The 21,965-nt window shown below is 73.3% G+C and carries 18 protein-coding genes and 1 pseudogene; 7 read left to right on the plus strand and 12 right to left on the minus strand.

All coding sequences use genetic code 11. The features are described from left to right. Positions 1–40: 40 nt before the first annotated feature. From OG440_RS02830 to OG440_RS02840, 3 genes and pseudogenes are all read right to left on the minus strand, one after another. Complete coding sequence (locus OG440_RS02830; RefSeq protein WP_406005216.1) at positions 41–1,477, minus strand: VWA domain-containing protein; 1,437 nt, start codon at positions 1,475–1,477, stop codon at positions 41–43. 8 nt (positions 1,478–1,485) lie between these two features. After that, positions 1,486–2,904 carry a hypothetical protein gene (locus OG440_RS02835; RefSeq protein WP_406011236.1) on the minus strand — a complete coding sequence of 473 codons (1,419 nt, stop codon included), beginning with the start codon at positions 2,902–2,904 and terminating at the stop codon, positions 1,486–1,488. Next, positions 2,905–3,399: pseudogene (locus tag OG440_RS02840) on the minus strand (hypothetical protein); the annotation flags it as partial. 264 nt (positions 3,400–3,663) lie between these two features. On the opposite strand from OG440_RS02840, the gene OG440_RS02845 reads away from it, so the two are divergent. After that, the gene (locus tag OG440_RS02845) at positions 3,664–5,919 is read left to right on the plus strand and encodes an ATP-binding protein (protein WP_406005217.1); all 2,256 of its coding nucleotides are present in this window, start codon (positions 3,664–3,666) and stop codon (positions 5,917–5,919) included. Between the two features lie 311 nt (positions 5,920–6,230). Further along, positions 6,231–7,205, plus strand: coding sequence for a helix-turn-helix domain-containing protein (locus OG440_RS02850; RefSeq protein WP_406005218.1), 975 nt, complete (start codon positions 6,231–6,233; stop codon positions 7,203–7,205). A 38-nt stretch (positions 7,206–7,243) separates the two neighbouring features. On the opposite strand, the gene OG440_RS02855 is transcribed toward OG440_RS02850, so the two are convergent. The 3 genes from OG440_RS02855 to OG440_RS02865 form a co-directional block, all read right to left on the minus strand. After that, complete coding sequence (locus OG440_RS02855; RefSeq protein ID WP_406005219.1) at positions 7,244–7,645, minus strand: hypothetical protein; 402 nt, start codon at positions 7,643–7,645, stop codon at positions 7,244–7,246. Positions 7,646–7,669: 24 nt separating this feature from the next. Beyond that, complete coding sequence (locus tag OG440_RS02860; protein WP_406005220.1) at positions 7,670–8,278, minus strand: flavin reductase family protein; 609 nt, start codon at positions 8,276–8,278, stop codon at positions 7,670–7,672. Positions 8,279–8,448: 170 nt separating this feature from the next. Beyond that, positions 8,449–9,222 (minus strand): ANTAR domain-containing protein, encoded by a 774-nt coding sequence (locus OG440_RS02865; protein ID WP_406005221.1) that lies wholly within the window; start codon positions 9,220–9,222, stop codon positions 8,449–8,451. Positions 9,223–9,347: 125 nt separating this feature from the next. On the opposite strand from OG440_RS02865, the gene OG440_RS02870 reads away from it, so the two are divergent. The 3 genes from OG440_RS02870 (at position 9,348) to OG440_RS02880 (ending at position 13,038) form a co-directional block, all read left to right on the plus strand. Continuing rightward, positions 9,348–9,695, plus strand: a complete 348-nt coding sequence (locus OG440_RS02870; protein ID WP_406005222.1) for a helix-turn-helix transcriptional regulator — start codon at positions 9,348–9,350, stop codon at positions 9,693–9,695. 239 nt (positions 9,696–9,934) lie between these two features. Then, the gene (locus tag OG440_RS02875; protein ID WP_406005223.1) at positions 9,935–11,704 is read left to right on the plus strand and encodes an NlpC/P60 family protein; all 1,770 of its coding nucleotides are present in this window, start codon (positions 9,935–9,937) and stop codon (positions 11,702–11,704) included. Between the two features lie 131 nt (positions 11,705–11,835). Beyond that, complete coding sequence (locus OG440_RS02880; RefSeq protein ID WP_406005224.1) at positions 11,836–13,038, plus strand: cytochrome P450; 1,203 nt, start codon at positions 11,836–11,838, stop codon at positions 13,036–13,038. A 12-nt stretch (positions 13,039–13,050) separates the two neighbouring features. Here the strand turns inward: OG440_RS02880 and OG440_RS02885 are convergent, their stop codons facing one another. Then, a complete protein-coding gene (locus OG440_RS02885; protein ID WP_406005225.1) occupies positions 13,051–13,224 on the minus strand; it encodes a hypothetical protein in 174 nt (57 codons plus the stop codon). A gap of 150 nt (positions 13,225–13,374) precedes the next feature. Between OG440_RS02885 and OG440_RS02890 the strand changes: the two genes are divergently transcribed. Then, positions 13,375–14,052, plus strand: coding sequence for a class I SAM-dependent methyltransferase (locus tag OG440_RS02890; RefSeq protein ID WP_406005226.1), 678 nt, complete (start codon positions 13,375–13,377; stop codon positions 14,050–14,052). A gap of 75 nt (positions 14,053–14,127) precedes the next feature. Here the strand turns inward: OG440_RS02890 and OG440_RS02895 are convergent, their stop codons facing one another. The 5 genes from OG440_RS02895 to OG440_RS02915 all read right to left on the minus strand — a co-directional run bounded on the left by OG440_RS02895 (position 14,128) and on the right by OG440_RS02915 (position 21,109). Beyond that, positions 14,128–14,700: a phosphatase PAP2 family protein gene (locus tag OG440_RS02895; protein ID WP_406005227.1), complete on the minus strand. Its 573-nt coding sequence runs from the start codon at positions 14,698–14,700 to the stop codon at positions 14,128–14,130. Then, a complete protein-coding gene (locus OG440_RS02900; RefSeq protein WP_406005228.1) occupies positions 14,693–16,084 on the minus strand; it encodes a diacylglycerol/lipid kinase family protein in 1,392 nt (463 codons plus the stop codon). Before OG440_RS02900 ends, OG440_RS02895 begins: the two co-directional genes overlap by 8 nt. A gap of 59 nt (positions 16,085–16,143) precedes the next feature. Further along, positions 16,144–17,940, minus strand: a complete 1,797-nt coding sequence (locus OG440_RS02905; protein WP_406005229.1) for a hypothetical protein — start codon at positions 17,938–17,940, stop codon at positions 16,144–16,146. Between the two features lie 234 nt (positions 17,941–18,174). Further along, positions 18,175–20,205 carry a DUF1996 domain-containing protein gene (locus OG440_RS02910; RefSeq protein WP_406011237.1) on the minus strand — a complete coding sequence of 677 codons (2,031 nt, stop codon included), beginning with the start codon at positions 20,203–20,205 and terminating at the stop codon, positions 18,175–18,177. A 196-nt stretch (positions 20,206–20,401) separates the two neighbouring features. After that, a complete protein-coding gene (locus tag OG440_RS02915) occupies positions 20,402–21,109 on the minus strand; it encodes a hypothetical protein (protein WP_406011238.1) in 708 nt (235 codons plus the stop codon). Between the two features lie 447 nt (positions 21,110–21,556). Here OG440_RS02915 and OG440_RS02920 point away from each other — a divergent pair, with 447 nt between their 5' ends. Beyond that, a complete protein-coding gene (locus tag OG440_RS02920) occupies positions 21,557–21,955 on the plus strand; it encodes a cupin domain-containing protein (RefSeq protein WP_406005230.1) in 399 nt (132 codons plus the stop codon). Positions 21,956–21,965: the final 10 nt, after the last annotated feature.

The raw sequence follows: 21,965 nt of genomic DNA on the forward strand, positions 1-21,965 counted from the left end.
CGATGGCCTTTCCAGGAAGCGGGTGGGTCGAGCGGGTGGGTCAGGTGAGGAACGTCTTGAGTTCGTGGACGAGCTTGTCGATGTGACCGGAGATCACCGGTGTGCCGAGGGCCTTGAACCGCTCCCGGAACCAGGGGTTGACCTCCTGTCGGCCGGAGCTGGTCACCGAGCCGACAGGGATGAACTTCACGCCGGAGCGGTGGACTTCCTCGATGCCCTCGAACAGCGGCTGGGAGCGGCCGAACTCGTAGAAGTCCGAGATCCACACCAGCACGGTGTTCTTGGGCTCGGCGATCTTCGGCCGGGCCATGGCCATGGCGACTGGGCCGTCGTTGCCGCCGCCCAGCTTGGTCCGCAGCAGGACCTCGAACGGCTCGTTCACCCAGGGCGTGAGGTCGATGGCGCGGGTGTCGTACGCGATGAGGTGCACGTCCACCTTGGGCAGCCCGGCGAAGATCGACGCCAGGATGGTGCAGTTGACCATCGAGTCGACCATCGAGCCCGACTGGTCGACGACCACGACGAGCCGCTGCGGCGTCGTCCTGCGGGCCGTTTGCCGGTAGTAGAGCCGGTCGACGTAGAGGCGTTCCTCCTGCGGGCTGTAGTTGGTGAGGTTCTTCCAGATCGTGCGGTCGAGGTCGAGGTTGCGGAACACCCGCTTGGGCGGGACCGAACGGTCGATCGCGCCGACCGTGGCCTTCTCCACCTGGGTGCGCAGCACCTCGGCGACCTCGTCGACGAAGCGGCGGATCAGCGACTCGGCGTTGGCGAGGGCGACCCCGGAGAGGTTGCTCTTGTCGCGCAGCAACTGCTCGATCAGCGACATGCTCGGGGTGAGCCGCGCGGCGAGTTCGGGGTCGGCGAGCACTTCCCGCAGATGCATGCGCCGGACGAGGTCCGCCTCGATGGCGCCGAGTTCCGGGCCGAGACCGGGAACGGTCTCGCCGCCGTCGGGCGCCGTGCCACGACCGCCGCGCAACTCCCCGGGCCGGCTGCCCAGGGCGCGCTCCAGCCAGCCGGTATCGCTCTGCCAGCGGGACAGCTGCCCGGCGCTGACGGCTCCGGAGCCGGTGGAGAAGACGTTCAGCAGCACCTTGGACACGAGGGCCGCACGCCGCACCTCCGCCGCACGGTCACGCGTGTCACCGTCGGCCGCGGGATCCGCCTCGGTGGCCGTGTCCGTGCTCGTGTCCGTGCCCGTGGCCGTGTCGGCGTCCGTGGCCGTGGTGGCGGGGGCGGGGGCGGGGGCGGCGGGAACCATCAGTCCGTCGAACTCCGACGCCAGTTCCGGGTGGCGCTGCACGATCGAGTCGACGGAGGTCTGCGGGTCCAGCAGGGCGGGCGGCAGGCCGATGTCCTCGACGACGGCGAGACTCGCCGACTCCAGCCCGGCCTGCTCCTCGGGGTCGAAGAGGCGGGCCAGCAGCCGCCAGTAGAGGACCTGGCGGCGGTTGTCGTCGGGAACGGCTTCCGGCATGGGGTCGCTCATTTCCGCAGCAGCCTTCCCGCTCGTTCGCGCAGGACGGTCACGGCATCGGTGGCGGCCTTCTCGGCCCGGGCACCGGTTTTGTCGGTGGTGCCGCCGGCCCAGGCGCCCGCGTGGAGGGCGACCGCCTTCCTGCGGACCGTGGTCTCGACCGCGAGCGGCTGGAGACGGAGGCCGCCGCCGTCCCAGCGCAGCAGGCCCACGCAGGCGCGGGAGGCCGCGACTGCCTCGGGCGTGAGCGGGCTCGCCGTCGGGATGCGGTCGGTGTCGACGGGGAGCGCGTGTCCGGCGACGGTGAAAATGAGGGTGTCGCCGTCCTGTTCGCGGTCGTAGCCCTCCAGGAACACCGGCTCGGCGATGCGCGCGGGATGGCGGTCCAGGGGTGCGGTGGGCAGGGCGGCGGCGGTCGGCAGGACGACCCGTGCCGTGGCGAGGGCGTCGACCGGCTCGCCCGCGCGGGCCCGGGCGTCGTCCCAGACGAGGTCGCCCTCGTCGGTGAGGGGCATGGCGTCGAGGTCCATGGACCGGCCTTCGCCGAGGGCGGTGAGCAGTGACAGGTGCGGTCGCAGCAGTTGCCAGACGCCCGCCGCGACGACGGTGTCCGGTTTGGGCACCGAGACGCTCGCGCGGACCAGCCGGGGCGCGGTGCCGTCGGCGGGTTCGAAGACGGCGTGCACCTGGGCCTGCGCGGCGGTGGCGTGTTCGTGCAGGTCGAGGCCGAGCGGCAGCAGGCGGCCGGTGGCGGTCGTGACGGCGGGCCGGTCGGCGGCGCCGGGCACGGTCAGCAGCAGGGCGCGGGACCACAGGTCGCCCCAGCGGCGCGCGGGGATCCTGTCCAGGGCGGATCCGGGGCAGGAGGCGGCGAGTTCGGCGGCGAATCCGTCGAGCAGGGTGGCCAGACGGCGCAGTGCGGGGTCGGGCAGCATCGCCGAGACGATGGGCGCCGCTCCGCCGGCCAGCTCGTGGTCGATGCCCTGCCAGCCGGTGCGCGCGAGGTCCGCCAGCCAGGTGCGGGCGGCGGCGAGCAGGTTCACCTCCGGCCGCGTGGAGGGAGCGCCGGCCGTGCGCTCCTCGCGTGTGCGGCCGGTCACCTCGTCGACGCCGGCCGTCAGCGCGTCGTGCACGGCGCCGAGCAGGGCGGTGCGGGCGGCGGCGAGGGTGACGAAATGGTCCTCGTTCGCGGCTCCGGTCGCGGCCTTCCCGGCGGCCTCGGCGACCCGGGCGGCCAGCGGGCTGCCGGAGACGGCGCGGGTGAGCAGGGTGAGGTCGTCGACGCGTTCGGGCCGGGGGCGCAGCAGGCCGGTGACCAGGGTCCGGTCGAAGGCGTCCACCGCCGTCAGGGCCTCGGCCAGTCCCTCGACGGGCGCGGTGAGGGGGCTCACGCGCTCGGCGCGGGGGGCCGGCGGGGTGCCCGTCAGGCGGGTCGGCGGGAACCACTGGAGCTCCGGGAGCGGGGCGGTGACCGGCGGGAGCTCCAGGTAGGCGAGGTGCCGCAGGAACCGGCTGAAGACGGGTGCGGCGACCGCCTTGCCGTCCGCCTGCGGCGGGTGGGTGCCGGTCATCGCGGCGGTGAGGGCCGCGGCGTCGGGTTCCGCGCCCGTGGGCTCGACCCGCAGGTAGCGGGCGACGCGGTCGGCGCCGTACTGGAGCACGGCCTCGGTGATCAGCGCGCGGATGTGGTTGCAGAACGAGCCCCGCGCGCCGCCGCAGGGACGGTTGTTGTTGGTGCTGCACGCGAAGGCGTAGGTGCCGGCGGCGACCGACGAGACGTACACCCGCTCGATGTCCGAGCCGCTGGAGACTACACCCTGGAGGCGTCCGTCGGCCAGTTCGACGAAGGGGACCTTGGCGAGCTTGCGGGGCCGTGCGGGCGGCACCACCCGGGCGGTACTCGAATTCTCCCAGTCGGACAACGCACCAACTCCTTTGCGGCACAGGGCTTTGCACGCCGGGATCGGCGCGGCACAGGGGGGCTGCCGCACCGGAGCGGCGCGACGACGACGAACTTACCGGCGACCACTGACAACGCCGTCCGCGTCGGCGGGAGGGCGCGGTACGCGACGACGGGGGCCCGTCCGTATGCCGGTCGGCGCGGGCCCGGGTGGGCCGGCTCTTCTAGAATTCCGATGATCATGCCCGGGGGCGACGGTGGGGCATGTCGGTGTGAAGGGGCGGGGTTGAGCGGGGAACAGGCGGCGTTCGGGGCGCTGCTGCGGGAGTTTCGGCTGGCCGCGTCGCAGACGATCGAGGGCCTGGCGGAGGCGTCGGGCGTGAGCGTGCGCGGGATCGGGGACCTGGAGCGCGGGCGGCGGGCGGCTCCGCAGCGGCGGACGGTCGCCGCGCTCGCGGACGGTCTGGGCCTGGCCGAGACGGCGCGGGAGCGGCTGCTCACGGCGGCGCGCGCCGGGCGTGACGCCGGCTACCGCCCGGTGGGCGTGCGGGCGTTCCCGCGCGGCGTCGACGACTTCGTCGGCCGGGAAGGGGAACTGGCGCGGCTGGTGGCGCTCGCGGAGCGCGAAGCCGTCGTCCAGCCGGCGGTGGTGGCGGTGTCCGGACCGCCGGGGACCGGCAAGACGACGCTGGCGCTGCACGCGGCACGTCATCTCGCCGACCGTTTCCCGGACGGGCAGTTGGTGCTGGACCTGCGCGGCACGGACGACGATCCGCCCGGCCCTGCCGAACTGATGCTGCGGGTCCTGAAGGCCCTTCAGGTGGCCGACCGGGACCTCGCCCAGGCCGGCCCGCAGGGGCACCCCGCGCTGTACCGGCAGCTGCTGGCGGAGCGGCGCTGTCTGCTGGTCCTGGACGACGCGCGTGACGAGGGGCAGGTGCGTCCGCTGCTGCCGGCCTCGGGGGCGGGCATGGTGGTGGTGACGAGCCGTCGCATGCTGACCGGGCTGGACAGTGTGCACCGGCTGCCGCTCGGTGAACTGGCCCCTCCGGCGGCCGCCGAGCTCCTGACCTCCCTCGTCGGAGCCGATCGGGCCGGCACCGATCCGGCCGCCCTGCGTGCGGTCGCCGAGCGCTGCGGACATCTGCCGCTGGCCCTTCGGGTGGCGGGCAACTGGCTTGCCACCCGCACCGGTTGGAGTGTTCGCCGGCTCGCGGACCGCCTCGCCGTCGAGGAGCGGCGGCTGGACGCGCTGGCCGCCGGGGACGTACGGGTGGCCGCCGCCTTCGACCTGTCCTACCGCCAGCTGACTCCCTCGGCCGCCCGGCTGTTCCGGCGTCTCGCCCTGGTTCCCGGCCAGGACACGGCGGCGCCCGGCGCCGCCCGGCTCACGGGGCGGCCGGTGTTCGACGCCGAGGACACCCTGGAGGAGCTGGTCGAGACCGGGCTGCTGGGGGCGGACGGGGACCGCTACCGCCTGCACGACCTGCTGCGGCTGTACGCCCGCACCCGCCTGGAGGCCGAGGAGGACGCGCAGGACGTGGACCGGGTCCGCGCGGAGCTCTTCCGCTGGCTGCTGGAGACCGCGGTCGTCGCGGGCCGCTGGTTCGAGCCGGGCCATGGCGCTCCGGCGTCCACGTGGCGGGGCACGGTGGATCTGTCGACGGCGGGGCTGGCCCGTGCGTGGCTTCAGGCGGAGGGCGACAACTGGCTGGCCGCGCTTCGCGCGGCCGAGGCCGCCGGGGAGCACGCGACCGTGGTGGAGGTGGCCGAGGCCCTGCACTGGTTCTCCGACCAGTGGATCTTCTGGGGACACTGGCCGGAGGTGTTCGGCACAGCCGCCCGCTGCGCGCGGGCGCTGGGCGATCCGGCGCTGGAGGCGACCCAGCTCAACTACCACGCCTGGGCGCTCCTCGTGTGCGAGCGCCGCCACCAGGACAGTCTGCTGCGCTCCGGCGAGGCCCTCGCCGCGGCCGAGCGGGCGGGGGACGTCGGCCAGCAGGCCTGGGCCCACATGTACCAGGGCTGGGCACGTCAGCAGATCGACGATCTGGGTTCCGCCGCCGACCACATGCAGCGCGCCGCCCATCTGTTCGAGACCGTCGGCGATCTGCACGGCGGCCTCCAGGCCCGGCACGGGCGTGCCATCGTCCTGGCGAAGCAGGGCCTGACCGACGAGGCGCACGCGTTCTACCAGGACACGCTCGCCCTCCTCGAACAGGCCAGCGACCGGCTGGAACCGCACATCGCCGACGTCACCCGGATCGGGCTGAACGCGGGTCTGGGGAGCAGTTTCGGCGTGCTGGAGCGGTGGACGGAGGCGGTCGACCACCTGACCACCGCCGTGACGATCTGCCGGGCCAGCGGCAACACCGCGTTGGAGAGCCGTCAGCTCGTCAACCTCGGCAAGGCGTTGCTGTCCGCCGGACGTCCGGCGGAGGCACGCGCGGCCTTCACGAGCTGTGTCTCGCTGGGCGTCCATGCCGATCCGCGGCCGGTCGACGAGGCCCGCGGCCTCCTCGCCGGTCTCGACGCGCCCTGACCCCGCGCCCCGTCCCCGGTCCGCCGCGACACGAGGACGGGGGCGGCGCGCGCCGGCGACGGGCCGGGCCCTCGCCGTGCCACCCATCCTGCTCCGGCGGACTCCCCCTGTCTTGTCCCGGAGCGCACCGCGCTGTTCTGTCAGCGCACAGCGGACAGCGGAGCGGACTGCCGTGTCGGCCTGGTGCGCGTTTCTGCCTGCTTCCTGCCTGGAGCCCGTCGAGGCCCGCTGATTGGCTGATGACGGCGGGGAGAACGGGCCGGCGTCCGTCCGGCCCCCGCCGCTTTCGCACAGGTGGAGAGGAGGGCCGGGTGGCCCTGGTGTCGACGACCGCTTCGGTTACCGACGGGGAGCGGCTCGACCGCTGGCGGGACGCGCTGGGCGCAGCGCTGGTGCCGATGGCCGTCACCGCGCGGCATGACGGCGCCTGCGAGGGACGGGTCTCCACCGAGCGGCTGGGATACCTGCGCATCGTCACGGTCGAGGCCGACGCGCAGCGCCTGAGCCGCACGCCGGCGCACCTGGCCGACACGGTCCCGGGCGCCGCCTGTGTGGCGGTCGGCGTGCAGACGGCGGGTGTGGCGACCCTGGTCCAGGACGGCCGGCGGGCCTTCGTCGGCGAGGGCGACCTCATGGTCTACGACACGGGACGGCCGTACTCCCTGGACTTCCCCGGGCGCTTCGCCACCCGTGTCGTCCACCTGCCGCGGCGGGCGCTCGGCCTGCCGGAGGAGGATCTGCGCCGGGTGACCGGGACCGCGATCGCGGGCACGGCGGGCTTCGGCGCCGTGCTGGTGAACTTCCTGACCTCACTGACCGCCTCGGTCCCGCCCTGCGCCCCGGCCGTCGCCACCAGGCTGGCCACAGGGGTCGTGGACCTCTTCGCCACCCTGGTCGAGGAGCGGACCCGGGCCCACGCGACCCCGGTCACGAACCCGCAGGACCACCTCGTCCTGCGCGTCCGCGACCACATCGACCGCAACCTCGGCGATCCCGGCCTCTCCCCGCAGTCCGTCGCGGCCGCGCACCACATCTCCGTGCGCTATCTGCACCGGCTGTTCGAGGGCGAGGGCACCACGGTCGCCCGGCTGATCCAGCGGCGCCGGCTGGAGCGGTGCGCCCAGGAGCTGCGCCGGCCCGCCGCGACGGCGCCCACGGTGTCGGCGGTCGCCCAGCGCTGGGGATTCGCCAACCCGGCGCACTTCAGCCGGGTCTTCCGCGCGGCCTACGGGCACTCCCCACGTGAGTGGCGCGGGGCGCGGGACGAGCTGCTCCCGACCGGCTGACCCGGCCGGGTCGGCCCGCGCTCGGGGACGACCCGGGGTCACTTCCCGGAGCGGCCGCGGCCGGACGCCCACGCGCACAGCAGTGCCGTCCCGGCGACCGTGGCCGCCGCGGTGCCGACGGAGCACAGGCCGCCACGCGAACGCCAGGACAGCACCGAGCCGGTCGAGTGGGCGGACAGCACCGAGGTCGCGCTCAGCCAGGAGCCCGCGGAGGCGAAGGACAGGGCGGAGCCCACCGACCCCACGGACAGGAAACCACCGACCGAGGCGATGGACAGGGAGCTGCCCACCGAGCCGATGGAGAGGAACGAGCCGACGGAGCCGATCGACAGCGCCGAGTTCCTCGACCACAGCGAGCGCCAGGAACCGTCGTCGTCGCCACCCGTGATCACTGCCCGGGTCAAGACCCGCGCCCCGGAACTCATGCTGGATGTGGTCATGCTTCGATCATAGGAGCGCACGGGTCAGGAGGGCGGCCAGTCGCGGTAGGCGATCCGGGCCCGGTCGTGGATCTCTCCGACGGTGCCCCACTCGTTACGGCCCAGCCGGGCCAGCGGCCGCAGGAGCCGGATGTCGGGGTGTCCGTCGACGAGGACGTCCTCGCGCACGGCGGCGTGCACGACCTCGCCGAGGACGAGCGTGGAGTTGCCGATGCGGAGCGTGGAGTGCAGCCGGCACTCCAGAGCCACCGGGGAGGCTGCCACGCGCGGCGGCCTGACCCGCAGCGAGGGCTCCCGCTCGATGCCCACCGCGTCGAACTCGCCCTCGTGCGCGGGGAAGTCGGTGCCGGTGGCGTTGATCTGGTCGAAGAGCGGCTCGGACGCGAAGTTGACCACGAACTCGCCGGTGGCCTCGACGTTGCGCAGCGAGTCCTTGCGGCCGACGGAGGTGAACTGGACGATCGGCGGATCGGTACAGGCGACGGTGAAGAAGGAGTGCGGGGCGAGGTTGGCCGTGGTGCCGTCCGCCGCCAGGGTCGACACCCAGGCGATCGGCCGGGGTACGACGACGGCGGTGAGCAGCCGGTAGAAGGCTCCCGCGCCCAGGGACCCGGGATCGTAGTCAACGCGCATGTCGGCCAGTTCTACCCGACCTGGCCCCCGAAAGCGGAATCGGGGCCGCCGATCGGCCCGCCTCGGACCGGCCCCGCCCGGACCGGCCCGAATCGGCCCGGCTCGGACCGGCTCGGACCGGCTCGAATCGGCCTGGCTCGACCCGCCTCGGACCGGCCCTGCGAAAAAGGTCAGGTCGAGGGGGCCTCCGACCTGACCTTGGTCACGGCCGCCGCCACCTGCTCCTGCACGGCGTCCGCGGGCGGTTCGCCCAGTACGGCGGTGACCAGGTCGCGGGCGAGGTGGTACAGCTTGGTGTTGGTGTTCTGGGAGGACAGGACCAGGACCCGCCAGGCCTCCTCGACGCTCAGCCCGAAGGACGCCATGAGGATGCCGCGGGCCAGGTCGATCACCGGCCGGGTCTGCATGGCGCGCCGCAGCTGGACGACCTCTATCCGCAGATCCTCCAGGGCACCGTCGTCCGGCGCTTCGGCCGGCACGCCGCCCCGGTCCGTCTCACCCTCGCCGGCAGCGTCACCCGCGCCGTCGGGGCGGGGGGCGTGGGGGCCCGGGGCGTCGAACAGCGTCCGGGTGCCGGTGAGGGACAGGAGCCGTTCGACGGCGGGACCCACCGTGCGCAGGGCGACCGTCTTCCCCTGCTCCAGGCTCTGCTCGTGCAGGCCGAGCAGCACGTTGAGAGCGGAGCAGTCACAGAACGCGACGCCGCCCAGTTCCAGATCCACGCCGGCCACCGAGGCACCGAGCGCCGCGCGCAAGGTCTGCGCCAGCGGCTCGGCCGAGTCGAGGTCGAGTTCGCCCCGCACCGCCACCACGACACGGTCACCGTCGGGGCGGACGGAGATCAGGGGCGCGAGGCCCCGGCGAACGGGACGCGCGTCGCTCCCCTCCGCCTCGACTCGCGGGTCCGAGCCTGCGGCGTCCGTGTCACGAGCTGCTTCCGACATGACCGCCTCCCCGGTCAGTCCACTGGTCCCCTCCAGATTCACCCGCAGCCCGTCAGACGTCAACCAATACACGAAATAAAGTTCCGGGCTTTGTATACGTGAATACCCGACCGTACAATCGCCGCATGGACGGAGTGCCCGAGTCACACAACGGATGGACGTTTCTCACCAACCACGCCCGCGTGCTGGCTGCCATCGCCGACAATCACAGCGCCCGCATCCGGGACCTCGCCGCGCACTGCCGGCTCACCGAACGAGCGGTGCAGAAGATCATCGCGGACCTGGAGCAGGACGGCTACCTGTCCCACACGAGGGAGGGTCGCGGCAACACCTACCGGGTCGAGCCCGGCAAGGTGCTGCGCCACCCCGCCGAGGCGGGACTGAGCGTGGCGGCCCTGCTCTCCCTGCTCGCCCAGGACGACGCGGGTCGCGCCCGGCAGCCGGAGACCGATGCGGCCGGCCCCCGTTCGTGACGGCTCCACGACGGTCCGTGCGGCGCACAAACCCGTCCGAGGCCATGAGAGACGAAGGTCACGAATACGTATCGGACATTTGACGCTGCAATCTTCACGCCAGCCTCACAAGTTGGTTAAGTTGACGCCCAAGCCGTACGACTGCCCGTCAGGGCAGGGGGCTTGGGGGCACCTGGCAACAAGGTCGCCCGGATTCCGCCGCCGACCGGCAGGCGGAGGACGGAAGGAGTACGTCTTCCATGGCGACGGATCGCAGCCCGCGCTCCCCAGGCGGCAACACCGACGAGCCGAGTCGGGCGGAGATCCAGCAGCGGGTCAACTCCCTCTACGACCGGGCCGAGTCCGACACCGGCAGCTACAACATCACCCGCGCCCAGTCGAGCCGCACCCGCGGGACGGTCACGTCCGTCGCCAACAGCGGGCGCGGGTCGGCCGATCCGTCGCTCGAAGCGGTGGCCAGGCAGTGGTTCGACATGGCCCGTGGCAAGGTCGGGCCGGTGACGCCCGCCGTCCTGCCGGCCGACCGCCGACCCGCCCGCCCGGCTCCGGCCGCCCGCCCGGCGAGTGCCCCGGAGCGGCCCGCCGACAGCGCGGTCGTAAGGGAGTTGGAAGCCGCCACCCGCCGCGTCCCGGAGCTGACCGCGCGCGCCGTCGCCGCCCTCCCCGCCGCACCGCAGCCGCGCCAGGAGGAGCCCAGGGCCCTGCTGCCCGCCGTACCGGCCCAGGCAGCCGTCGTCCCCACCCGGGCCGACTCCCCCTCTCCCTCCCCCGCCTCCGCTCCGACGGACCGGCAGGCCTCGCTCAAGAACACCAAGGTGCAGATCGGGCGGAAACTCGCCACGGCCCGGGAGGTGCTGGCCCGCGCGCTTGCCCAGCCCATGCCCTCCCAGGCCCTGCCCGCCCTCCCCGCGCCGGCCGCCGCCCTGCCTCCCGCGCCCGCGTCCGCACCGCTCACGAACGCGATGCCCACGACCGGCATGCCCACGACCGCGATGCCCACCACCGGGGCGCAGGCGGCCCCGTCGCAACCGGTCCAGCAACCCTGGGACACCGCGGAACAGCAGGCATTCCGTGCGGAGATCACCGCCGCTTGGGCGGGGCGGCCGCTCACCGCCGCTCCCGGCCCGGCGTCACCGATCGGCACGGACGGGCTTCTCCCGGCCGGTGAACCCGGCTATGCCGCGCAGGTGTCGGGATATCCGGCACCCGAAGCCGCGTTCCCCGCACCGGCGCCGATGCCCACGCAGGCGCCCGCGCCCGTTCCGGACTACCTGACATCGGAACTCGGCCCCGCCACACCGCCGTACGGCTATCCGGTGGCCGAACTCGGTCTCGGCCCTTCCGTATTGGATTCCGGCTACCCGATTCCCGGCTACCCGGCCTCCGAACTCGGCCTCGCCGCAACGCCTTCGGGCTACGCCACCTCCGAACTCCCGATCTCCGCTCCGGCCTCCGGATACGCCACCGCCGGGATCGCGCCCGCCGCGCCCGTGCCGGGCCACCAAGCCCCCGCGGTGGACCTGCTGACCGCCGGTTCCGGTTACCCGACGTCACCCGGCGTCGCGACCCCCGCAGCCCCGCTCCCCGAGGCCGTCCCCCCGGCCGTCGCACCGACCGATGCCACGGTCAGCACCACCGGTACGGCCTACCTGGGCAAGGCGGACAAGGCCCTCGCCTTCGCCCGGGCACAGATCGGCAGACCCTGCGTATGGGGCGCGACGGGACCGGAGTCGTACGACTGCTCCAGCCTCACGCAGGCCGCCTGGCGGTCCGCCGGGGTGACGCTGCCCCGCTCCGCCATCGACCAGGCGAAGGCCTTCACCCGGATCAGCCTGGCCGAACTCCGCCCCGGCGACCTCGTCTTCTTCTTCGACGACCTCAGCCACACCGGCCTGTGCACGGGCAACGGCATGATGATCCACGCCCCGGGTCCGGGCACGTACATCCGCGAGGAGGCGATCCTGCCGTTCGGCGAGGGCGCCCTGCGCGGCGCCGTGCGACCCGCCTGAGTTCCGGCGAGTTCGCCCGCGGATGCGTGGCCGCGCAGCCGCGGGGCCGCTCCGTGCGTGGCCGGTAAGGGGGCATCGCGGGAGCGGCCGTCGCGGCGACACTGGCGTCCGGTGCGGCGAAGGGGGAGCCGGTGGAGGACGCGCGGGAGAGCGTGCGGAAGGTCGAGCGGGTACAGGGCGGCCGGCCGGGCTGCCCGGTGCACCGTGGCGCGGACGGCACGTGGGAGATCCGTGGGTACGCGGCCGCCCGTGAGGTGCTGCGGGCCACGGAGACGGTGCAGGCCGGGCTCGGCGTCGAGACCGTGGAGAAGATGCCCTCGCGTGTCCGGCGTCCCGTGCTCTACCAGGACGGTCCCGGGCACCGTGAACAGCGCCGGCAGACCGCTCGGTTCTTCACGCCGCGGCATGTGGACGAGCACTACCGCGAGCTGATGACGCGGGTGGCCGAGGAACAGACGGCGGCGCTCCGGGCCGCCGGTACGGCGCAGTTGTCCGACCTGAGCTTCACCATGGCCATCGAGGTGGTGAGCGACATTCTCGGGCTCACCCACAGCCGCCCGGGCCTCAGGTCGAGGCTGGAACGCTTCTTCCCCGAGGAGTTCGGTCGGCCCGGGCTGGCCAGCCTCCACGGCCTGTACTGGCTGCTGCGCCAGAACACGAACTGGCTGCGCATCCATCTCGCCGACGTCCGCCCGGCGATCCGTGCGCACCTGAAGCAGGAACGGGAGCGGGAGCGGGAAGACCTGATCTCCCATCTGCTGGCCGAGGGATGCTCGGGCGCGGAGATCCTCGGCGAGTGTCTGACCTACGCGGCGGCGGGCATGGTCACCACCCGTGAGTTCATCTGCGTCGCCGCCTGGCACCTCTTCGACGACCCGGAGCTGCTCGACCGGTACCGCGCGGCCGAGGAGCCGGAGCGGCTCGGCCTGCTCCGGGAGATCCTTCGGCTGGAGCCCGTCATAGGACGCCTGTCCCGCCGGGCCACCGCGCCGATGCGGGTCGGCGAGGCGTCGATCGGCGCCGGTGAGCTGCTCACCGTCTTCGTCGACGAGGCCAACGCGGACCCGGACGCCGTGGGGCGCGACCCGGACCTGTTGCGGCCGGGCCGGTCGCGGGACCTGGCGCCGAGCCCTGCGGGGCTGGCCTTCGGCGACGGCGCCCACCGCTGTCCGGGCGCCGCTGTCGCCGTCCTGGAGGCGGACGTCCTGCTCAGCCGGCTCTTCGCGCTGGACGGTCTCCGGATGACCGGCACGCCGCGCGTGTCGTTCAAGGACGAGATCGGCGGCTACGAGATCAGAGAACTGACAGTGACCGTGCCCACATCGGGGACATGAGCCGCCAGGCCCTCAGCGCATCACGGGGTTCGTGCGCGCCTGGGCCCGCCTGGCGTTGTTGTAGGCGCGCAGAAGGTGCTTCGAGACGGCGCACGGCGACATGTCGAAATGGCACTGACGGCAGGTGCGTACGTGCTCCTCATAGGCGGTACGGGAGTCTTGCAGGGCGTCCTCAAGCGAGGGCATGGGGGTCCTCCGAACGAAGCGACGGTTACCCGGGGGCCTCGGCTACTCGCCAGTAGGGCCCGCGTCAAGAGGATTGGATCATGTTACTTACGGTAGTGGAAAACACGAATCCGGCCGTTTCCGAGAAGGCGGGGTCCCGGCCGGTGCACCATGACGGCGCGGGACTCACACACCACCACGAAGGGATCCGGCTTGGTCGGCGAGGACGGCGGGCAGCGTGCGGCGCGGGTGTTCGACGCGCTGGGGCCCGTGTACGAGAAGGCGTTCGCGCACTCGGAGGCGCACCGCAGATCCCTGGAGTGGCTGCTGGGGCGGCTCGCCCCGGGCGGTCGGGTACTGGACGTCGGCAGCGGGACGGGGCGGCCGACGGCCGAGACCCTGGCCCGGGCGGGCCACCATGTGCTCGGGGTCGACGTCTCCCCCGTCATGGTGGAGCTGGCCGCCCGGCAGGTGCCCGAGGCCGAGTTCCGGTGCCTCGACGTCCGTGAACTTCCTCTGGAGGAAGGCTCGTTCGACGCCGTCTGCGTGTATTTCTCGCTGCTTCAGCTGGACCGCGAGCAGCAGTCCGAGCTGGTCGGGCGGCTGGCCCGGGCGCTCCGGCCGGGAGGCAGCCTCGTGTTCGCCACCGTGCCGCTGGACGTGGCGGGTGTCGACGCCGTGTTCATGGGGCAGCCCGTGCGGGTGACCAGCTTCGCCGCCGACGCTCTCGTCGACGTGGTCACCGGCGCCGGACTGACCGTACTGGCCGAGGAGAACGTGCTGTTCACCCCCGACCACCCCGAGGCAGGGCCGGAACCCCACCTCTTCCTCCACTGCGGCAAGGAGTAGGACCGCCCGGCCGCCGGGGCCGCTCCGGCCGCCCGGCCCCCCGGCCGCCGCCCCGCTCGGGCCGCCTCGGCTCCCTCAGGCGCCCTTGCGGGCGTTGAGCGCCAGGACCAGCGCCGCCGAGCCCGTGCCCAGCAGCGCTCCGGCCACGACGTCGCCCGGGTAGTGCACCCCGGTATGGACCCGCGAGTAGCCCACCGCGCAGGCGAGCAGGCCCAGCGGCACGGCGGTGACCGGCAGCGTCGGACCGACCGCGGCCGCGAAGGCGACGGCCGAGGCGGTGTGCCCGGACGGGAAGGACGCCGAGTGCGGCATCGGCACGTGCCGCCCGGGGAACGGCGAGTCCTCGGCCCGGTGCGGTCGCGGTCGGCGTACGAGCTTCTTGCCGAGCAGATTGGCGGTGGCCGAGGCGACCCCGATCGCCGCGACCCCGAGCACGGCTGCCCGGCGCGGGCGACGGCCGCACAGGGCGAGCCCGGCGGCGACGCCGAAGGACAGCTTGGAGTGGTCGGCGGCCGCGGACAGCCGGCGCAGCGCGCTGTCCAGGGTGGGCGTTCTGGTCACCGTGACCGTCTCGTACAGCGCCTGGTCCATGGTCGCGAGGTCACGGACCAGTGGCGAGGCGGGCAGTTTCGGCAGACGGTCAGACATCGTAGGCCTCCTTGATCGTGCGAGGGTCGGGATGGCCGAGCGCGAGGCGGACGATGCGCCGCCAGTCGACCGTGGGGGGCGCGTAGGCCGCGCCCGGGCGGTGCCGGGGCACCCGGACCCGCAGTGCGGCGGGCCGTACCGTGCAGATGACGGGGGTGGCCAGTTCGAGTGCCTCGCCGTCGACGGCCACGGCGATGCGCTCGCGGTCCGCGTCGACGACGACGCGCCGGGACGTCACCGAGGTGATGCTGCCCGCGCGCTCGCCGAGCAGGGCGAGTTCGGCGGCCTGGGCCGCGCCTTCCACCCGGATACCGATCACCCCGAGCAGCCCGGCGTCCAGCCGGGGCCGGCGTCCGCCGCCGAGCGGGTCGGCGCGGGCGTAGGCGTTGTTGCTGACCAGCAGGGCCTGCGGCGCGTGCACACGGGTGTCGTCCGTCTGGACGTCCAGGGTCGGGCCGGCCTCCCCCTGGAGCAGGTCGGGCAGATGGTCCAGTGCGGTGGCGGCCTTGGCGTCGCGGTAGTCGGGGCTCTGCACTATCTCCGCGTACGCCCCGAAGGAGACGGTGTTGACGAAGGCCCGTCCTCCGACGTCCCCGAGGTCCACGCGGAGTTCGACGCCGTGGGTGAGGGCGTCGAGGCTGCGGGTGGGGTCGGTGCGGTCGAGGCCGAGGTCCATGGCGAAGTGGTTGCGGGTGCCGGCGGCGATCACCAGGAAGGGCACGTCGTGTTCGGCGGCGACGGCCGCGACCAGCGCCTGGGTGCCGTCGCCGCCCGCGACGCCGAGCAGGTCCGCGCCCTCGGCGACGGCCTGGCGGGCCTCCGCCTCCGGGTCGGTGTAGGTGTTGTCCGTGCCGAGCACGACCACCCGGGCGCCGAGCGCCTCGGCACGCGCCACGAGGTCGTGTTTGACGACCTTGCCGCCGCCCGAGCGCACGTTCATGATCAGGACCGGCCGGCGCGGCGGCGGGGTCTTCCGGCCGTGCATGCCCTTGGGCCGGCGCACGCTGCGCAGCGAGGCCCGGGCCGAGGCCAGGGCTCCCGCCCACAGCCCCAGCGCGCCCACCGCCACCGGCCACAGGCCGGACAGGGCGTACAGCACCACCACGCCCACGGGCGCGGTGACGGCCACCAGCGCGCCCAGCAGCCGGGCTCCGCCACGGTGCGCCAGCATCCACCACACGCCCGCCCCTGCCAGCGCGAGGAGGACGAACCCGATGAACAGCACCAGCCAGCCGCCCGATCCCGCGCCCGCCATCACCACCGCGACACAGGCGGCGACCAGCACCAGGGCGAGCCGGGCCCGGCCCCGCGCGCGGGCGACGGCGTCCCGCTGCGCCGGGCCGATGTGCGGCAGCGACCACTTCTTCCCGCGTGTCTCGTTCACCGTGCGCCCGCCATGCTCCGAGGCCCCCTCTTGTACGCCGACAGCGTCGACGATCTCGATCAATTGTCCACGGCGCAGCACCCGGATGTGACCGAGGTCCCGTTCTCCGTGCCCGTGTCGGTGTCCTTGCCGGTGGCCGCGCGGGTGTCCTTGCCGGTGGCGGTCTCGAGACGGCAGTAGCAGGACGCCCGGACCGGCACGTCGGCCAGGGCGGTGGCGAACTTCAACTGCTGGGCCACGATCCGTGCCTCGGCCTCCTTGCCCAGCCGGACCAGACACTCGTGGTAGCCGTGCAGGGACCACACGTTGCCGGGGTGCTGGGAAGGGCGGGGCAGCGTGTCGTCCAGTCCGAGGTCGGCGCGGTAGACCGCCTCGGCCTCCTCGATCCGCCCCTGCTCCAGCAGCAGGGCGCCGTACGCGTGCCGGGTGGGCTGCATCCAGCCCCAGGGTTCGTCGTAGGGGAGGCCGTCGTCCAGTTCGACGGCCCGTTCCAGGGCGGCGAAGGCGAGGGCGTGGTCGCCCTTGCGGTACTCCAGTTCGCCGTCGAGCATCGCGGACGCGATGGCGAGGATGTCCCGGCAGGTGTTGTTGAACAGCATCCGGGTGCCGGGCACCCGGTCGGCCGCCGAGCGGAACAGGACGCGCTCGGCCTCGGCCTCGACGACCCGGCCGGTGGCGGAGAGCGCGACGCCCCGGGCGTAGTGGCGCATCGCCGTGGTCACGCTGTGCAGGTCCGGGTCGGGCGGCGGGGGCACGTCGAGGACGTCCTGCCAGCGGCCGAAGCGGATCAGCACGTGGAACCGCATGGCACGGAACGCCTCCAGCCAGTCGGCCATGGGCGGGCTCTGCACGCGCAGCAGCTCCTCCGGGATGGAGGCCTCCAGGCGTTCCGCGGTCTCCAGCGCGGTCCGGTACCTGCCCAGGAACATCGCGCCGTAGATCTTGAAGTGATAGTCGTGCGAGCGGTAGAGCGTGTAGAAGTTCATCGCGCCGGAGCGTGTCCGGTACTTCTCGTCGGCCGTGATCGCGGCGGTGTTGTCCGTGACGACGCGCCGGTAGTCGCCGCACAGCACGTCGAGGTGCGAGGGCATGTGCTGGAGGTGCCCGGCGTCGGGCACCAGGCCGCGCAGCCGGTCGGCGACCCGGAGGGCGGCCTCGGGGGTGGGCGACATCTCCATGAGGTGGATGTAGAGGTGCAGGACGCCCGGATGCGCGGCCGCGGCCTCGTCGGCCAGGGCCCGGTCGAGCACCGCCTTCGCCTCCGTGGTGCGGGCGCCCTCGGCGGGCCGGCCCGTGCGCAGGTCCCACAGCTGCCAGGGCGTGAGGTTCATCAGGGCGTCGGCGTACAGGGCGGCGACGTCGAGGTCGTCGGGGGCCAGTTCGTGGACGGCCCGCATGGCGTCGGCGTAGGGCTCGTTCCACACCGAGCAGTCCTCGGCGGGGCGGGTCTGCGGATAGCGGGCCCGCAGCGCGCCGATCAGGGCCCGTTCGACGGGGGTGGCGGCCTCGGCCTTCCGATGGGCCAGTTCGACGGCGTCGTGCGTGCGGGCGACGGTCCGTGCCAGGTCCCGCTCGTCGAAGAACTCCCACGGTTTGTTGTAGTTGGGGCCGAGCGCGTAGGCGATGCCCCAGTGGGCCATGGCGCAGTCGGGGTCGGCGCGGACCGCGGCCTCGAAACAGGCGACGGCCTCCTCGTGGTGAAAGGCGTACGACCAGACCAGTCCGCGGTCGAACCACCGTTGGGCCTCGGCGGACGAGGTCGTCACGGACCGGCCGTGGGTGCCGAGGTCGTAGTAGTCGCCCGACGCCGTGTACTGCGTGGACCGGTCGTGCTCTGTGGACGCCGTGTGCTCCATGGGTCTCCCGTCGTCGCGCGCGCTCCGGACGACGTATACCGCGCGGTGTGGTGCGGGGGCGGTGACTCGTCGGCGGGAGCACCCGTACGGGGGCCCCGGGGGCCGGCGCCGGGGCCGCGCACCGAGGGCCCGCCGGTGTTCCGACGGGCCCTCGGTGGAGTCCTGTGCCTCAGTGCCGCGTCTCAGTGCCGCACTTCAGTGCCGCACTTCAGTGCCGGGTCTCGGTACCGGGTCTCAGTACTTACGGCGTGCGTTGCGGAACAGGACGGCGAAGCCGGCGAGCACCAGCAGCCCTCCGGCGGCCGCGGGCCAGAGGTTGGCGCCGGTCTCGGCGAGACCGCCCTGGACCGCCTGGGGTTCGGTCCCGCCCGGGTTGGTCGTGTCGGCGCCCGTGCCGGCCGGGGACTGGGACTGCTCGGGGGTGGCCGCGGGGGCAGCGGGGGCCGCGGTCGCCGGGGAGCCGATCTCGCCACCCGATCCGGCGGCGGGCGCCGAGGTGGCCGCCTTGGCCGACGGCTTCGTGTAGACGCGGGGGTCGGCGGTGGCGGAGGCGCCACCGGAACCGTTGTCGCCCGTGTCGGGCTCGGTGTCGGCGGGTTCGGTGGCCGCGGGCGCCTCGGGGGCCTGCGACGGCTCCTGCGTGCCCGCGCCGGAACCGTTGTCGTCACCGTTGCCGTTTCCGGCGTTCCCGTCGTCGCCGTTGCCGTTTCCGGCGTTTCCGCCGTCGCCGGAACCGTTGTCGCCGCCGTTGCCGGAACCGTTGTCGCCGCCGTTGCCGGAACCGTTGTCGCCGCCGTTGCCGTCACCGTTTCCGTTGTCGGCGCCGTCGTCGGAGCCCGGGTCGGTGCCGGCGCCGCAGGTGCGGCCGGCGTTGATGCAGTCGACCATCTCGCCCATCAGGTCCTCGTCGAAGACGTTGATGAAGTCGCCGTGGTCGGTCACCGGCTTGTGCAGCTGCTCCGGGAAGGAGTCCACCGCGAACAGCGGGGTGGTCTTGCCGCCGTCCTGGAGGCTCGGCGCGTCGACGTCGTACACGATGCGCTGCACCAGCTGCGGAACGGCTTCGAAGCCGTTCGGGCAGGTGCCGTCGGCGGCGGCGAAGGCCACGTGGGTGCGGTGGTTGGCGCTGTCGATGTTGTTGCCGTCCCAGCAGCTCTGGAATCGGAAGGTGCGCACCACGTCGCTGCCGGACGGGCAGAGCGGGTACTTGTCCTTCAGCTGGCGGTCCTCGAAGCCGGTGCAGCTCCAGGACGCGTTGGCGTTGGCCGTGCCGTTGACGAAGGCCTTGGCGTCGCCGGTGATGACACGCAGCAGGCGGGGCATCGCGGTGACCTTGGCACGCGGGTTGCCGACGAAGGTCAGGGTGACCTCCTTGGGCGTGACGATCTCACCGGCGTTGCCCTCGATGCCACCGCCCGGCTTCTGCGCGTCCTGCTCCTGGTTGCCGTTCTGCAGGCGCAGCACGGGCCAGTAGTAGGTGGACTTGTCGCCCTGGTCAGCGCAGCTCGTGTCGGCGTTCGCCAGGTCGTCGTCGGACGCGAAGGCGTCGTTGGACTGGTTGCCGACATAGTCGTGGAAGTGGTGGGCGCCGTTGGTGACACCCGGGGCGACGATCACGTTGTCCGAGTTGAACACGCCGTTCGCGTTCACTCCGCAGCTGGTGGTGAAGGTGCCGCGGGACGGGCCGGAGCTGGGATCCGGGGTCTGCCGCGTCGGCTGGACGGCGTTGATGTCGGCGTAGTCCGCCGCGACGGGGCCGTTCCCGGCCTGACCGCCGTTGCCCTGCTGACCCTCGTCGCCCTGCTGGTCGCCGTCGCCGTTCTGGTCGTCGCCCTGCTGATCGCCGTTCTGGTTCTCGTCGCCGTTGCCGTCGGCGCCCTCGTCGGCCTGGTCGTCGTTGGCGCGCAGGGTGCACTCGGCGAGGTCTTCCAGACCCTCGGGGCGGTCACCGGCCCGGTCGATGGCCTCCGCGATGCGCTGGATCGTCGCGCCGCGCTTCTCCTTCAGCGGGTCCATGACCGCGCCGTCGGCGAAGTCCGCGTCCTGCCGCACCGACTCCGCCGACTCCTGGAGTTGGCGGTAGGCGGCCGCGATCTGCTCGTCCAGCTGGGCGAGTTCGCGGTCGACCTCGGCCGAGGCCTGCTCCGGCACGGCGGTCAGCTTGTCGCCGACGTCCGGGCAGTCGATGGTGACGGCGCTGTTGCCGCCCTGGGAGTTGCCGTCCGAGCCGTCTTCGGTGGCCGATGCGTAGACGTTCACCCCCATCAGCCCACCGCCGCCGATGATGAGCGCCAGCGCCGCGAAAGTCGCGCGTCGCCCGCCCGTCTGGCGTCTGCGCCTGTTCTGTACCAAGGAGTGCTCCTACGCTTCGTCGTCGGCGGCCATGGGCATGAGATCCCCCGGCCCTATACGCAGACGGACACAGGAGTGTTCAACCGCACCACGAATTCATAGCAAGATCTCAGGCGGACGTCGTGTCCTGCGCGTTCGTGGCGGCCTGGCGTCGACGGCGGGCCCGCTCGTGCAGCAGGCCGAGGACGATGGCGGCGGCCACGGCTATGAGGTGTTCGCGGCCCGCGAGGTTGGGTTTGGCGATCGACTCGAACACCATCGAACCGCCGGTGAGCGTGAAGACGACGGGCGCCCGGCGGACGACCGAGAGATAGGTGAACAGTCCGACGACGGCCGCCGACGGGCCCGTGTCGAGCACCTGTCCGATCTCGGGCGGCAGTCCGAGGCCCCACCACCCCGGTCCCATCGCCATCATCACCCGCACGGTGAGGGTGCCGGCCAGGGTCGACGCGTAGGCGATGAGCAGGGTTCTGCGGCGGCCCAGGGCGAGTTCGGCCAGGGCGAAGGCGAGGAACAGCTGCGTGATGCCGGCCCAGACCGGCAGATCGAGGGCGGGGACGTACAGGGAGACCGGAGTGCGCAGCAGGGCGAGCCACAGCGGCAGGTCCCCCTGGACACCGCCGAGGAGGCGCACCACCGCCGCACCGGTGCGGTGCTGGGCGATGGCGTGGAAGAAGATCACGCCCGCGCAGGCCACCAACGCCAGCGACAGGGCGGCGGGCCCGCGCCGGCGCAACTGCCGCACGGGATCGACGACGATGCCGTACCACTCGTCCCGCAGCGTCCGGCCGACGAAGCGGGCGGTGCGGGCGGGCACGCCACCGCGCCGGCCGTCCCCGGTACGGCCGGCGGGCGGCTCGGCCTCCGCACGGCTCCGACGAGGCCGCTCTACGTCCGGACGCAGAATGCTCAAGGTCTCCCCCCGGCCCTCGTCGCACGATGTCTCATACGATTCACGCCCTGAAGGACGCAAAGAAGGGCCGCCAGGATCACTCCCGCGGAAGCCGCGCACCTCACATGCCGACCCGACCCCGTCGGGACGGGCCCGGGCCGGGGATCCGCGGGTGGCCCGTGAGGCGGCAGGTCACCGGTACGCCCGATGACACCCGGTCACCTGCGGGTGACTCAAGTGGGTTAATGTCACTGCCGTGGAACGCATGGACCAGCGGAACATGACACCGGCCGCCTTACGTGGCACGGCGGGCCCCACCGGCCCCCGCGTCCCCGGCCCCCGCCCGCCCCGGACGACCGCCGGGTGAACCGGATGTCGCCCGTCGGGGCCCGCCCCACCGCGGAGCCCGTACCGGCCCTGCTCGCCGACGGTCTGCTCACCGAACGGCTCGCCCTGGCCGTGCCGGAGGACTCCAGGGTCGTGGTCGCCGACTACGAGATCCCGCCGGGCCACTCGTTGCCCTGGCACTACCACGAGGGCCGGGTCGTCGCCGTGGTGACGGCGGGCGTCCTGACCCGGACCCTGGCGGACGGATCCGAGTGCGTCACGCCCACCGGCGGCGCCATCGTCGAACCGGTCGGACCGCAGGGCGTGCACATGGCGGAGAATCGGGAGCCGGAACCCCTGCGCATCTGCGCCCTCTTCTTCCTGCCGCAGGGCAGCCCGTTGTCTACGCGCGCAGAACCACCCGCCCCTGTCGTGTACCGCTGACCCGGGCCGT

Origin of the sequence: Streptomyces sp. NBC_00637 (genome assembly GCF_045161545.1) — a bacterium.
Taxonomy (GTDB): Bacteria; Actinomycetota; Actinomycetes; order Streptomycetales; family Streptomycetaceae; genus Streptomyces.